This is a genomic window from Streptosporangium sp. NPDC048047 (genome assembly GCF_040653115.1).
In the GTDB taxonomy this organism is placed as follows: Bacteria; Actinomycetota; Actinomycetes; order Streptosporangiales; family Streptosporangiaceae; genus Streptosporangium.
Genome location: NZ_JBEZNH010000006.1, coordinates 49,106 through 61,586 on the forward strand (window position 1 = coordinate 49,106; position 12,481 = coordinate 61,586).

The following is a 12,481-nucleotide window of genomic DNA, read 5'->3' on the forward strand; positions in this document are numbered from 1 at the left end:
CCGTCCCGCGCGGGTCACCGGACCAGGTGGACGATCTCACCCGTCCCCTGCGGCCTCATCCGTCCCTGGCGGCTCACGGGGCCAGGTGGACGATCCCCTCCGGGGTGGCCGCGTAGCGGACCGGCACGTCGTGCGGCTCGGCCGGCACGCCGTCCATCAGTTCGCCCTCGTGCAGCAGCGCGACCGTCGGCACGTTCGGGCCGACCCGGGCCAGCGCGCGGTCGTAGGAGCCGCCGCCGCGGCCGAGCCGTACGCCGGTCGCGCGGTCCACGGCCAGGGCGGGCACGATGACCAGGGCGGCGGTCCGGATCGCGTCGACGCCGCGCCGGGTGTCGACCGGCTCCATGATCCCGAAGCGTCCGGGGGCGAGGGTGTCGGGGCCGTCGTACACCGCCCAGTCGAGGTCGTCGTCGTCACGCAGCACCGGCAGCATCACGGTCGCGCCGTGCTTCCACAGCGCGAAGACGAGGCCGTGGGTCTCGGGCTCGGCGCCGACGGACCAGTAGCAGGCGACCAGCCCGGCCATCTGCACCCAGGGCCGGTCGAGCAGGGCGTCCCTGATCCGGACGGAGGCCGCGTGCCGCGCGTCGCCGGGGATGGTGGCCCGCGCGTCCTCGATGGCGGACCTCAGCCTCGACTTGTCCACAGACGCCTCCGTTATGGTTTCGGTTATGACCGACTTCCATTCTGTGACCAAAGCCGTAGTCCCCGCCGCGGGGCTGGGCACGCGCTTCCTGCCCGCCACCAAGGCGACACCTAAGGAGATGCTTCCGATCGTCGACAAGCCGGCGATCCAGTATGTCGTGGAGGAGGCCGTCTCCGCCGGGCTGCTGGACGTCCTGATGGTGACCGGGAAGAACAAGCGGTCCATCGAGGACCATTTCGACCGGGCGATCGAGCTTGAGGACGTGCTGGAGGCCAAGGGCGACGACGAGCGCCTGTCCAAGGTGCGTGAGCCCGCCGACCTTGCGACCATCCACTATGTACGGCAGGGCGAGCCGCGCGGCCTCGGCCACGCGGTGCTGTGCGCCAAGCAGCACGTGGGCGACCACCCGTTCGCCTGCCTGCTCGGTGACGACCTGATCGACCAGCGTGACGAGCTGCTCAAGCGGATGATCGAGGTGCGCCAGACCCACGGCGGCAGCGTCATCGCGCTGATGGAGGTGCCCCAGGAGCAGGTGTCCCTGTACGGCTGCGCAGCCATCGAGGCCACCGCCGAGGACGACGTGGTGCGGGTGACGGACCTGGTGGAGAAGCCCCCGGCGGACGAGGCGCCGTCCAACTGGGCGATCATCGGCCGCTACGTGCTCGACCCGGCCGTGTTCGACGTCCTGGAGAACACCGGGCCCGGCCGCGGCGGCGAGATCCAGCTCACCGACGCGCTGCGCACCCTGGCGGGCCGCGGCAAGGAGGAGGGCGGCCCGGTCCACGGCGTGCTGTTCCGCGGCCGCCGCTACGACACCGGCGACAAGCTCGAATACCTGCGCACGGTGGTGAAGTTCGCCGCCGACCGGCCCGACCTCGGACCGGATTTCCTGCCCTGGCTGAAGGAGTTCCTGGCGTCTCGATGAACGATCCCATGAGAACGGTCGACGACCACCTTTCCGACATCCTGCGGACCGTGCGGACGCTCGCACCGCTGGAGATCGAGCTCGACCAGGCGCTGGGCACCACCCTCGCCGAGGAGGTCGCCTCCCCGGTGCCGCTGCCGTCGTTCGACAACTCGGCCATGGACGGCTACGCCGTACGGGCCGGGGACCTGGCGACGGTGCCCGCGAGGCTGCAGGTGCTCGGCGACATCGCGGCCGGCGACGCCCGGACGCTCGCCGTCGGCCCCGGCACGGCCGTACGGATCATGACCGGCGCCCCGGTGCCGCCGGGCGCGGACACCGTGATCCCGGTCGAGTGGACCGACGGCGGCACCGTCGAGGTGCTGATCGACCGGCAGGCCCCCGAGGGCAACGCCATCCGCCGCGCGGGTGAGGACGTCTCCGAGGGGCAGGCCGTACTGCCGGCGGGCACGCCCATCGGCCCGGCGCAGCTCGGCATCCTCGCCGGGGTCGGCCGCCGCCGGGTGCTGGTACGGCCCCGCCCCCGGGTCGTGGTGATCTCCACCGGCGCCGAGCTGGTGGAGCCCGGCGCGCCGCTGGAGCACGGGCAGCTGTGGGAGTCCAACAGCTACACCCTGGCCGCCGCGGTGCAGCAGGCCGGAGGGGAGGGCTACCGCGCCGGGATCGTCGCCGACGACCCCGCCCGGTTCCTCGACCAGCTCGACGCCCAGCTGCTGCGGGCGGACGCCGTGATCACCAGCGGTGGCGTCTCGATGGGTGCCTACGAGCCCGTCAAGGAGGCCCTCTCGCCGCTCGGCACGGTCCGTTTCGAGCGCGTCGCGATGCAGCCGGGCATGCCGCAGGGGTTCGGCGTCGTGGGCCACGACCAGATTCCGATCTTCGCGCTGCCCGGCAACCCGGTGTCGTCCTTCGTGTCGTTCATGCTGTTCGTCCGTCCCGCGCTGCTGAAGATGCGCGGTCTGGCCGCCGGGGCCCCGTACAGCGTGCGGGGGGTGACCGCCGCACCGCTGCGCTCGCCGCAGGGCAGGCGCTCCTACCTGCGCGCCGTGCTCGGCCGCGACGGCACGGTCACGCCGGTCCGGGGGCAGGGCTCGCACCAGCTCGCCGCCCTCGCCTCGGCCAACGCCCTGATCGTGGTCCCCGAGGACGTCACCGAACTGCCCGAGGGCTCGAACGTGGAGGTCATCCCGCTGTGAGCGGATTCACACCCGGGTTCACCCCCGGATCTCCATCCGGATCCACTCCCGGATCCACTCCCGGATCCACTCCCGGATCCACTCCCGGATCCACCTCTGGATCCACCCCTGGGTCCGCGCCCGGATTCACGCACATCGACGAGACCGGTGCGGCCCGCATGGTCGACGTCTCCGCCAAGGACGTCTCCGCCCGTACGGCGAGCGCCACCGGCAAGGTGCTGCTGTCGGCCGAGGCGGTCGCGCTGCTGCGGTCGGGGGAGGTGCCCAAGGGCGACGCGCTCGGCACCGCCCGGATCGCGGGGATCATGGGCGCCAAGCGCACCCCCGACCTGATCCCGCTCTGCCACCCGATCGCCCTGCACGGGGTGAAGGTCGACCTGACGGTGGCCGACGACGGGGTGGAGATCACCGCGCGGGTGAAGACCGCCGACCGCACCGGCGTCGAGATGGAGGCGCTGACCGCGGTCTCCGTCGCCGCGCTCGCGTTGATCGACATGGTCAAGGCGGTGGACCCGGCGGCGGTGATCACCGACGTGCGGGTGGAGGAGAAGACGGGCGGCAAGACCGGGGTCTGGACCCGCCCGTGATCGGCCGTCCCGAGCGGACGCGGATGGACGGATCCCGTCCCGGGCGGACGTGGATGAGGGCTGGATGATCGGATGAGGGCCGGGTGACCAGGTGAAGGCTTTGGTGATCGTATGAGGGCTTTGGTGATCACGGCGTCCAACCGGGCCGCCGCGGGGGTCTACGAGGACAGGTCCGGCAGGCTGCTCGCCGAGCTGCTGGCCGAGGCCGGGTGCGAGGTGACGGGCCCGCGGGTGGTGCCCGACGGCGAGCCGGTCGAGGAGGCGCTGCGGGCCGGGGTGGCGGAGGGGCACGATGTGATCGTCACCACCGGAGGCACCGGACTGACGCCCGCCGACCTGACCCCGGAGGTGACGCGCCGCGTACTCGACAGGGAGATCCCCGGCATCGCCGAGGCGATCCGCCAGTCCACCCGCGACAGGGTGCCCACCTCGATCCTGTCCCGGGGGCTCGCCGGGCAGGCGGGGAACACCCTGATCGTCAACCTGCCGGGCTCCTCGGGCGGGGTCCGCGACGGCATGGCCGTACTCGCGCCGATCCTCAAGCACGCCGTGGACCAGATCCGCGGAGGGGACCACCCGCGCTGACCGCGGCGGCCCGGTCCTGCTCACGTCGTGGTCCGGGGCGGAGAGGGGAGCGACGAGTCCGTGGCACGGCGGCACGCCTTGGGAGGATGATGGAAGGCGTGGATCGACTACGTGGCTGGCCGGTGACCCTGACGGAGGGGCCCGTGGGGCTTCGGCCGTTGCGGCTGAGAGACGTGCGCGTCTGGCGCGAGTCGCGGCTGCGCAACGCCGACTGGCTGCGTCCCTGGGAGCCGAGCAACCCCGAGACGCCCCTGTTCCGGACGGGTCTCGGCCCCTACGTCTCGATGACCGCCACGCTGCGCCGGGAGGCCCGGCAGGGGCTGGCGCTTCCCTGGGTCGTCACCTACCGGGGGGCGTTCGCCGGGCAGCTGACCGTCGGCGCGATCGTCTGGGGGTCGGCCAGGTCCGCGCAGATCGGCTACTGGGTGGACAGCGCACTGGCGGGCCGGGGCATAATCCCGACCACCGTGGCCATGGCCGTCGACCACTGCTTCTTCACCACCGGCCTGCACCGCGTCGAGGCCAATATCCGCCCGGAAAATCACGCGAGCCGCAGAGTGGTTGAAAAGCTTGGTTTCCGGGAAGAGGGCATCAGACGTCGGCAATTACACATTGACGGCGCCTGGCGTGACCATATTTGTTATGCGCTGACCGTTGAGGATGTGCCCAGAGGGCTGCTGACCAGGTGGCGCAGGGACCGAGAAGCGGCGGCGCACGGCGGCGCTCCGCACGAAGAGGTTTGAAGATCTCGCGACACACCGCATCGAATACTCGTCAAATAGTGACACGCGGTCTTACGGTGCGTGACGTGAGCACATCGAGAGCGCCAGCGGACCAGCGGCGCTTTCGTGCTGCCTGGAGGTGGCCGTGAGCGGCAGCGTCCTCCTCTATCTGGCCATCGTGGTGATGTGGCTGTGCGTGCTCGTGCCCATGTGGCTGCGCCGCGATCGGCCCGCCTACTCCGAGACCGACGCCGAGCCCGGTGTGGACGCCGGGGAAGACTCCGACGTCGATGCCGACGCCGTCACCGTCGCCGGGCCGTACGGCCCGGCCGCGCGGGTGTCCGAGGACGCGGACGAGGACGTGGACGGGGGCGGTGACACGCGCGCCGAGCCCCCCGCCGGCACCGATGGCACGGGCGGTGACGCCCCGGCCGCGGTGCCCGGTTCCGAGGCCGGGAGGCGGCGCGCCGAGAGGCGGCGCCGAGCCGTTCAGGTGGCCAAGCGCAGGCGGCTGACACTGTGGTGCGTGCTGCTGCTCCTCGCCTCCGTGGTGACGGCCGCGACCCGGGTGATCCCCTGGTGGGGGATCGCCCCCTCCGTCGTCCTCCTGGGCGGCTACCTGACGGTTCTGCGGGCCGCGGTGAAGGCCGACGCCGAACGGCGCAGGGCCGCGGCCCTGGCCAGGGCGGAGCGTGCCAGGCGCGCCCGCCGGCGTGCCGAGCTGGAGGCCCGGCGGCCGGTGGCGGAGGTCATCGACCTCACCGCGCTGCGCGACGAGCTGTTCGACCAGTACGCCGAGACACCGCGCCGCGCGGTCGGCGACTGACGCCGGGACACCGCGCCGTACGGCCGGCGACCGAGGCCCGGTACGCTGCGGCGCGCGGCCGACGACTGAAGCCCGGGACGTCGGGACGTGAGCCGTACGGCCGGCGACCGAGACCCGGCATGCCGGGACACCGCGCGGTCGGCGACCGACACCGGGACGCGGCGCCGTACGGCCCCGGGCGGCACGTTCCCATCGGTCTTCGGCCCGGTCAGGGCGTCCGGCTCACCGGTCCCCGCCAGAACGGGTCCCGGCCGATGAGGCCCAGCATCCTGGTCTGGACGTCCGCGTCGACGGGCACCTCGACCCTGGGACCGTACTGGCCGGAGGAGCGGAGGACCTCCTCCATCGACTCCATCTCGGCGAGGAGCCGGGCGCAGAAGTCCGGGTCCAGCCGGTCGTCCTGGCCGGTCGCCCTGGACAGGTCCCAGGTGTGCATGAACACGTCGGCGGTGTAGAACCGGTCGATCGCGGTGTCCAGCGGCACGGTGCCGATGTGCGGGTTGGCGAGCTCCCGGTGCGCCGTCTCCGGGTCGTCCAGCACCTCCTGCACACCGTCGCGGTGCGCCTGCCACGCGGCGACCGGGTCGTCGTCCACCGACGGCCCGGGAGGCAGCACGACGCCGGAGCCGGAGGCCAGGAAACCCGGGAGCCATTCGACCAGGTGACGCACGACGTCGCGGGCGGTCCAGCCGGTGACCGGGGACGGCGCGTCCCAGGACCGGGTGCCGCGGACCCGGTCGGTGAACAGCCCGGCGACCTGCCGGTGCCGCTCGGCCGGGTGATCAGACAGTGCCATCGGCGAGCATCCTCTCCAGCTTCGCGTGCCCCTCGTTGACCCCGACCTCCATGCCGCTGCGCAGCCACGCGTCACGGCTCTCGAAGCTGTCGACCAGCGACTGCGTCCGCAGCCGCGTACGGCCGTCGCCCAGGTCCTCGAACCACAGCGTCTCCAGCGCGACTCCGTCGGGGTCGCCCTCGAACGTGAAGGTCTGCACGATGCGGTCCGGCCGTACCTCGTGGAAGCAGCCGTGGAACCAGTACTCCGTGTCCCCGTCCGTGTCCTCGCGCGCCGAGACGTACCGCCAGCTGCCGCCGGTACGCGCGTCCCAGTGCTCGATCCGGGTGGCCATGGCGTCGGGACCCACCCACCGGGCGAACAGCGCGGGATCGGTGTGGGCGCGGAACAGCCGTCCGGGTGCCGCGGCGAAGTCACGCGTCATCCGGATGACCGGCAGCCCCGGGTCGGCCTCGATGACCGTCTCCTTGATCATGTTCATCCTCGTCTCCCTCCATCTCCGCCAGGACGGCGTCGAGGCGGCGGTAACGCTGCTCGACACGGCTCCGGTGGCGCTCGATCCAGGTGTCCATCAGGTCGAGGGCATCGGTCTCCAGGCGCACCGGCCGGGGCTGCGGCCCCGGCGGCCGGCTGACGAGCCCGGCGTCCTCCAGCACCCGCAGGTGCTTGTAGACGGCCTGCAGCGACATCCGGTACGGCTCAGCCAGCCGGCTCACGGTCGCGTCGCCCTCCGAGAGCCGGGCGACCATGTCGCGCCGCGTCGGATCCGCGAGGGCGGCGAAGACCCGGGACAGTGCGTCCGTGCTCATCACCCCTCCGTTTCAACCCAACGGTTGAAAGGATCCTAGGATGTAGATCGTCTTTCTATCAACCCTGCGGTTGAAAGCACTGTTCAATGTCGCTTGTCGGGTGATCGGCGTCGACGCCGTGACGTGGCTCGCGCCGTACGGGCCGCTCCTGCCGCGCCGTACGGCCGGCGACCGGCCCTGGGTCCGCCGCCTGCGGCTTCCCGCCCTGCCGCGCCGCCCCTCCCGGTCTCCCACACGATCCCTTTGATCTCCCCGTTCTCGGATGGCGCGAGCGGCTCCAGAAGTTTGCTAACCTAGTTCAGGTCTTGGGGATGTAGCGCAGTCCGGTAGCGCACTTCGTTCGCATCGAAGGGGTCAGGGGTTCGAATCCCCTCATCTCCACAAGACGAAAAGCCCGGTTCCAGATCATGGAGCCGGGCTTTCTCACTGTTCAGGGTCCAGGCGACAGGTGGTTCTGGGATGCGTGCCGGTCGCCGGTGGATACGCGCATCTTTGAGTGGGAAGCCCAGGAGCGGTCAGGGGCGCCGCAGGTCGTATGGATGCGGGCGACGACGTTGCTCAGCACACGTAGGCGCATGTGGTCTGTCCCGATCGCGCAGAAATTCCCAGCCCGCTCAACGGCGGAGCGGGCCGCGTCGATGGGAGAAGGGGCCAGGGCCTGCTCCAAGAGAACGAGTGCGGCGCTCCTTCGCCACAGCGGCATCACCTCGTCGGTCGCGCCCGGCGTGGAGTGCGCCAAGGTCTGCTCAGCCTGCCGACCGGGTCCAGCAGCCAGAACTGGGCGAAGTCGGTGGTGAGCGGGCCGAGGCCGAAGTCGGCGCCGTGGAAGTCGGCGGTGTTGATGGAGAGCTCCATCTTCAGAGCGGTGAGGTCGCGATGCCGTTCGACGGCCTTGATCTCCAGATCCACCGGCGCGCCCGCGCTGACCACGCCTCGGCGGGTGAACCCCTTGCCTTGCGCGGCGGTCGAGGGGACCAGCTGCGGCGACGGCGTCTGCCGTGTTGCCTCCTTCTGCTCACCGGGCGTCTGCCGCACCTCACCCGGCGAGGGCGTCGGCGCGGAACACCCCCCGAGTACGACCATGACGGCGACGGACGCGGTCAGGGCGGTGCCACGCACAACAGACTCTCCCTTCAACGAGATCATTCGCGACTGAGATCGGCCGTCAAGTCGATACTCCCGGCTGTGGCAGGGCGTCAGAACTCCCAGGCGTCGTCGCGCAGGAGCACCACCTTCCCGCCGGGCCCCAGCCCGGTGACCGTGACGTCCGAGCCGCCGACCATGAAGTCGACGTGCACGCGCGAGGTGTTCACACCCGCCGCGTCGAGCCGTGCGGGATCGTCGGTACGCAGGTGGGCGGGCACGCCCGGAGGCAGCCCGGCGCCCCAGGCCAGGTGGCAGGTGGCGTTCTCGTCCAGAAGGGTCTCCATGAAGGTGATGCCGCTCTCGCCCACCCGCGAGGAGCCGTCGACCAGAGCGAGCTCGCCCAGCCGGGCCGCTCCCGCGTCGGTCGCCTGGTGCGCGCGGACGACGTCGGCTCCGGCGCTCGCCCTGACACCGGTCACGACGCCGTCGGCGAAGGTCAGTTCCAGATCGCGGATGACCGTGCCGTCGAGGGACAGCGGCCGGGTGGCGCGGACCGTGCCGTCGACGCGCCGGTAGTCGGGAGTCGTGAACACCTCCTCGGTCGGCAGGTTGGCCTGGAACGGGCGGCCCTGGACGTCCTCCAGGCGGGCGGCGGTCCAGTGGGCGTCCGGGAGCAGGCCGATGGTCAGGTCGGTGCCGGGGCCTTCGAACCGCACGGCGTCCAGACGCATCTCGGTGAGCCGTCGGGCGCGGTCGAGCAGTTCGACGATGCGCTGCCGCCACGCCTCGCGCGGGTCGGGCTCGTCCAGACGGAGGACACGGCGCAGGTGCCGCCACAGCCGGGCCTGGTCGGGTTCGCCGAAGACGGCGCGGGCCCACTCGGGCGTCGGGCAGGGGACGATCGTCCAGCGGACCAGGTTGTCGAGCTGGAGCCGCTGCCGGGAGGTCAGGGCCGGCATGCGGTCCAGTCCGACGCGTACCGGGTCCAGCCCGGCCAGGAGGTCGGGGGCGGCGGCGCCGCGGATGTTGACGAGGACGCCGCTTTCGCGTCCGAGCTCGTCGTTGCGGGCGTCGAGCCACGAGGGCACCTCGGCCAGGCTCGCGGTGGCGGCGTGCCGGACGCGGGATCGTTTGACGTACGGGTCGAAGTACCAGACGTCGACGTAGCGGGCGCCTCTGGCGTATGCAGCCTCGGCCAGGGCGCGGGCGAGCGGGGCATGCTCGATCTCGGCGTTGATCAGCACCCGGTCGTCCGCCAGCAGGGGCACGGCCACGTCGAACACGACGTCGGCATAGCCGGACAGGTCAGCGGGGGGAACGGTCAAGGGGGGCTCCTTCGTGTTCGTGGTGACGTACGGGCAGGAACAGCAGCGCTCCGGCGGCGGACACGACGCCCGCGAGGGCGAAGCCGCCGGCCAGGCCGAACCGGTCGGCGAGGGCGCCGAGGGTCAGGGCGGCGGTGAGGAATCCGATGTCGAAGAAGGCCGTCGTGGTGGCGACGGCGGATCCGCGTTCGCGGGCGGGCAGGCCGTGCACCGCCATCCTGAGGAAGGCGGGCAGCCCGAGGCCCTGCCCGGCGCCGATCAGCGCGATCGCGCACCAGGTCCCGGCCGGAGAGGGCCAGGCGGCGAGCAGGGTCGATCCCGTCCCGGTCAGCAGGAGGGAGGTGACGGCCAGGCGCGTCGGGGCGGCCGTGGCGAGCAGGCGATGTCCGACCAGCCGGATGGCGACGAGGACGCCGCCGTAGACCAGGAAATGGAGGCCGCCGGAGCCGCCGAGCGCGGCGAGGTGCAGCGGCAGGAAGGCGCTGATGGCGGTGTAGCCCCACACGGAGGCCAGGTAGCCGAAGCCGGGTCGTAGAGCGGACGTGTGGTACAGCCGGGTTCTCGGATCCGGGCTCGCGCTCTCCGTGTCCGGGCTCATCGTCTTCGGCAGGGTGAGGCCGAGCGCCGCCGACCCCAGTGCCACGGCCGCGGCCGTGACCCAGACTGCGGCGAACCCGGACGCGGCGTACAGCGTCTCGGCGATGACGGGCCCCGTGAGCAGGCCGGCGTTGACGGCGACGGAGAAGTGGTTGATCGCCGCGCCGGGCCGCCGGTGGTCGCTGGCCAGAGTTGCGAGGCCGACGTAGGCCAGCGCCTCACCGATGCCGGCGATGCCGCGCAGGACGAGGAAGAGCGGTAACCGCCCGACGGCGAGCAGCGCGAGGGACGTGCCGGACAGCAACAGCGCGCCCGCGCACAGGGCCGTGCGGCGTCCGGCCCTGTCGGCCACCCGTCCGGCCAGCGGGCGCGCGAGCACCCCGGCCACCGCGGTGACGGCCAGCGAGACGCCCACCATGCCGGCCTGCCGGTCCAGCGGGCCGGTGACGTATCGCGGAACCGCCGGGATGAGCAGTCCGATCGACAGGAACGCCCCAGCCGCGCAGACGAGCAGACGGCCGATCACCGCTCGTCACGCAGTTCGAGCAGGAGCGCGGTCATTGTTCGTCATGCAGTTCGAGCAGGAGCGCGGTCATGCTGACCTTGACGCCGTCGTGCGGCGGGCCGGCCTTGTCGTGCAGGAGCGCCACGGCCTGGTCGACCAGGCCGACGATCTCCTCCCAGACGGGCCTGGCCAGCCATACCTCGGCGTCCATCGACGTGCGCTGGCGATCAGTCTCAGCCAGGCGCCTGGCCAGGTCGGTGCTCATCGCCCGGTGGACGAGTTGCCGTCCCTCGGACCGGTCGAGGCGCTCGCCGCTGGACGGATCGTACCGGTACCGCAGTTGCGGACGGCCCTTGCCTGCCCGCGGCCGCTCGTCCGTCTGCTGGAGGAAGCCCGCTTTGGCCAACTGGCGCAGGTGGTAGCTGGCTGAGGCGTGCGCGATGCCGAGTTCGCCGGCGACCTCGGTGGCCGACATCGACGCGCCGGTGAGCAGCGACACGATGCGGATGCGCAGCGGGTTGGCCAGGGCGCGCAGGGGCACCAGGTCATCCTGATTTTCCAAAGACACCTTGGGATTATAATTTATCCAACAGTCCTTGGGAAATAGGTTGCCCTGCGATGCGCCCTCGGGGCTGGACGGCAGTGCCGGACGATCGCGGCGTTCATCCCGGAGAGCGATGAGGGGTGGGGCCGCGGCGTGGCGGGCCGAATCGCCCAAGCGGCAACGAACGGCGCAGACTTCATCAAGCCGCTGCTGGAGGTCCTCGACCTTCCAACGCCGCAGCGAGCAGGTCACGCGGTACGACCTGTTCGATCGCGTTCCACACCTGCGACGGCCCGACGAGGCGGCCTTGCGCCTCCTTCGGCCTCCAGCGCCTCACGACGGACCGGGACTTCGTGTCGATCACTGAGCACGAGCGACATCCGTTAAAGTTCACGGGTGCTGCTGACGATCATTGGCGGATGCGGTGCGTGGCCGGCGGCGGGCCAGGCCTGCAGCGGTTACCTCGTGGAGCACGACGGGTTCAGGCTGCTCGTCGACCTTGGACACGCGACGGTGCCGCGGCTGCTGGAACGGGTCAGCGCCGATCAGATCGATGCCGTGTTCATCAGCCACGGACATCCCGACCACTGCGCCGACCTGAACCCGCTCTTGCGGGCGCGCACCATGCGTGATGACCCGCCGGCGGCGCTGCCGGTGTACTCGCTGCCCGGCGCCCTGGACGCGGTACTCGCGCTGGACCGCCCAGGGGTGCTGGCCGACGCCTATGTCCTGCACGAGTTCACCGCCGGCAGCGGATTCGACATCGGCCCGTTTCGCGCACAGACTCGTCTGCTGCCGCACTCGGTGCCCAATGCCGGCATACGGCTGACAGCGGGCGGACGGGTGCTCGCGTACACGGGCGACAGCGGTCCGAGTCCCGACAGGGTGGAACTGGCGCGTGACGCTGACCTGCTCCTGGCCGAGGCCACCTTTGTGAACCAGGTCCCGGAGGATTCCCGACGTTACCTGACGAGCGCCCGTCAAGCAGGCCGGCAAGCCCTGGAAGCCGATTCCCGGCGCCTGTGGCTGACGCACCTGCAGCCAGGCACGGACACCTCGGCCGCGCGAGCCGCCGCCGGGGCCGGCTACGACGGTGAGATCGGCATCGCCACGTCCGGTCTCACCTTCGACCTTTCGTGAGCCGAGGTTTCGGAGATCGAAGAACGTTCACCGGACGCGGGCTTGGACAGGACTCCACCCGTCATCGCCGTCTCGGTTCACCGCGCTGCTGGTCGCGCCGATGACCGATCCGGGTGTGCTGCGTGTGCCGGCGGGATCGCTGCCGGCCGATGCCCTGGCCGCGATCGTCGCGTGGATGTGTGCCTGCCGACA

At 71.6% G+C, this 12,481-nt stretch carries 15 protein-coding genes and 1 tRNA gene; 8 read left to right on the forward strand and 8 right to left on the reverse strand.

Translation table 11 applies throughout. The annotated features are described in order from the left end of the window. Nucleotides 1-73: 73 nt before the first annotated feature. Nucleotides 74-646, reverse strand: a complete 573-nt coding sequence (locus tag AB0D67_RS07170) for a 5-formyltetrahydrofolate cyclo-ligase (RefSeq protein WP_362930870.1) — start codon at nucleotides 644-646, stop codon at nucleotides 74-76. A gap of 25 nt (nucleotides 647-671) precedes the next feature. Here AB0D67_RS07170 and galU point away from each other — a divergent pair, with 25 nt between their 5' ends. The 6 genes from galU (at nucleotide 672) to AB0D67_RS07200 (ending at nucleotide 5,487) form a co-directional block, all read left to right on the forward strand. Further along, nucleotides 672-1,571, forward strand: a complete 900-nt coding sequence (gene galU / locus AB0D67_RS07175; protein WP_362930872.1) for a UTP--glucose-1-phosphate uridylyltransferase GalU — start codon at nucleotides 672-674, stop codon at nucleotides 1,569-1,571. Between the two features lie 8 nt (nucleotides 1,572-1,579). Continuing rightward, nucleotides 1,580-2,767, forward strand: a complete 1,188-nt coding sequence (gene glp, locus AB0D67_RS07180) for a gephyrin-like molybdotransferase Glp (protein ID WP_362931224.1) — start codon at nucleotides 1,580-1,582, stop codon at nucleotides 2,765-2,767. A 134-nt stretch (nucleotides 2,768-2,901) separates the two neighbouring features. Beyond that, nucleotides 2,902-3,354 (forward strand): cyclic pyranopterin monophosphate synthase MoaC, encoded by a 453-nt coding sequence (gene moaC, locus AB0D67_RS07185; RefSeq protein WP_362931226.1) that lies wholly within the window; start codon nucleotides 2,902-2,904, stop codon nucleotides 3,352-3,354. Between the two features lie 111 nt (nucleotides 3,355-3,465). Next, on the forward strand, nucleotides 3,466-3,939 hold the full coding sequence (locus AB0D67_RS07190; RefSeq protein WP_362930874.1) for a MogA/MoaB family molybdenum cofactor biosynthesis protein: 474 nt from the start codon (nucleotides 3,466-3,468) through the stop codon (nucleotides 3,937-3,939). Between the two features lie 89 nt (nucleotides 3,940-4,028). After that, nucleotides 4,029-4,682 carry a GNAT family protein gene (locus tag AB0D67_RS07195; protein ID WP_362931228.1) on the forward strand — a complete coding sequence of 218 codons (654 nt, stop codon included), beginning with the start codon at nucleotides 4,029-4,031 and terminating at the stop codon, nucleotides 4,680-4,682. 124 nt (nucleotides 4,683-4,806) lie between these two features. Beyond that, nucleotides 4,807-5,487, forward strand: a complete 681-nt coding sequence (locus AB0D67_RS07200) for a hypothetical protein (RefSeq protein ID WP_362930876.1) — start codon at nucleotides 4,807-4,809, stop codon at nucleotides 5,485-5,487. A 208-nt stretch (nucleotides 5,488-5,695) separates the two neighbouring features. On the opposite strand, the gene AB0D67_RS07205 is transcribed toward AB0D67_RS07200, so the two are convergent. The 3 genes from AB0D67_RS07205 to AB0D67_RS07215 are packed head-to-tail and all read right to left on the reverse strand — an operon-like array spanning nucleotide 5,696 to nucleotide 7,092. Then, nucleotides 5,696-6,283, reverse strand: coding sequence for a TIGR03086 family metal-binding protein (locus tag AB0D67_RS07205; RefSeq protein WP_362930878.1), 588 nt, complete (start codon nucleotides 6,281-6,283; stop codon nucleotides 5,696-5,698). Beyond that, the gene (locus tag AB0D67_RS07210) at nucleotides 6,270-6,764 is read right to left on the reverse strand and encodes an SRPBCC family protein (protein ID WP_362930880.1); all 495 of its coding nucleotides are present in this window, start codon (nucleotides 6,762-6,764) and stop codon (nucleotides 6,270-6,272) included. The genes AB0D67_RS07205 and AB0D67_RS07210 overlap by 14 nt, the downstream gene beginning before the upstream one ends. Beyond that, entirely contained in the window at nucleotides 6,697-7,092 is a 396-nt protein-coding gene (locus tag AB0D67_RS07215) for a metalloregulator ArsR/SmtB family transcription factor (RefSeq protein WP_362930882.1), read from the reverse strand. Before AB0D67_RS07215 ends, AB0D67_RS07210 begins: the two co-directional genes overlap by 68 nt. A gap of 307 nt (nucleotides 7,093-7,399) precedes the next feature. Between AB0D67_RS07215 and AB0D67_RS07220 the strand changes: the two genes are divergently transcribed. Continuing rightward, a tRNA-Ala gene (locus AB0D67_RS07220) sits at nucleotides 7,400-7,473 on the forward strand. 321 nt (nucleotides 7,474-7,794) lie between these two features. On the opposite strand, the gene AB0D67_RS07225 is transcribed toward AB0D67_RS07220, so the two are convergent. From AB0D67_RS07225 to AB0D67_RS07240, 4 genes are all read right to left on the reverse strand, one after another. Then, entirely contained in the window at nucleotides 7,795-8,211 is a 417-nt protein-coding gene (locus AB0D67_RS07225) for a hypothetical protein (RefSeq protein ID WP_362930884.1), read from the reverse strand. A 77-nt stretch (nucleotides 8,212-8,288) separates the two neighbouring features. Next, nucleotides 8,289-9,503 (reverse strand): aminopeptidase, encoded by a 1,215-nt coding sequence (locus AB0D67_RS07230; protein WP_362930886.1) that lies wholly within the window; start codon nucleotides 9,501-9,503, stop codon nucleotides 8,289-8,291. Next, nucleotides 9,484-10,626, reverse strand: coding sequence for an MFS transporter (locus tag AB0D67_RS07235; RefSeq protein WP_362930888.1), 1,143 nt, complete (start codon nucleotides 10,624-10,626; stop codon nucleotides 9,484-9,486). The genes AB0D67_RS07230 and AB0D67_RS07235 overlap by 20 nt, the downstream gene beginning before the upstream one ends. A 31-nt stretch (nucleotides 10,627-10,657) precedes the next feature. Further along, a complete protein-coding gene (locus AB0D67_RS07240) occupies nucleotides 10,658-11,173 on the reverse strand; it encodes a winged helix-turn-helix domain-containing protein (protein ID WP_362930890.1) in 516 nt (171 codons plus the stop codon). A gap of 372 nt (nucleotides 11,174-11,545) precedes the next feature. On the opposite strand from AB0D67_RS07240, the gene AB0D67_RS07245 reads away from it, so the two are divergent. Continuing rightward, nucleotides 11,546-12,289 carry an MBL fold metallo-hydrolase gene (locus AB0D67_RS07245; RefSeq protein ID WP_362930892.1) on the forward strand — a complete coding sequence of 248 codons (744 nt, stop codon included), beginning with the start codon at nucleotides 11,546-11,548 and terminating at the stop codon, nucleotides 12,287-12,289. The last annotated feature ends 192 nt before the right edge of the window (nucleotides 12,290-12,481 follow it).

Bases quoted from the DNA above. Each gene is read 5' to 3' on its own strand.
- glp (WP_362931224.1), top strand. From the start codon at position 1,580: ATGAGAACGGTCGACGACCACCTTTCCGACATCCTGCGGACCGTGCGG.
- AB0D67_RS07210 (WP_362930880.1), bottom strand. From the start codon at position 6,764: ATGAACATGATCAAGGAGACGGTCATCGAGGCCGACCCGGGGCTGCCG.
- AB0D67_RS07215 (WP_362930882.1), bottom strand. From the start codon at position 7,092: ATGAGCACGGACGCACTGTCCCGGGTCTTCGCCGCCCTCGCGGATCCG.
- AB0D67_RS07190 (WP_362930874.1), top strand. From the start codon at position 3,466: ATGAGGGCTTTGGTGATCACGGCGTCCAACCGGGCCGCCGCGGGGGTC.
- AB0D67_RS07205 (WP_362930878.1), bottom strand. From the start codon at position 6,283: ATGGCACTGTCTGATCACCCGGCCGAGCGGCACCGGCAGGTCGCCGGG.
- AB0D67_RS07195 (WP_362931228.1), top strand. From the start codon at position 4,029: ATGGAAGGCGTGGATCGACTACGTGGCTGGCCGGTGACCCTGACGGAG.
- galU (WP_362930872.1), top strand. From the start codon at position 672: ATGACCGACTTCCATTCTGTGACCAAAGCCGTAGTCCCCGCCGCGGGG.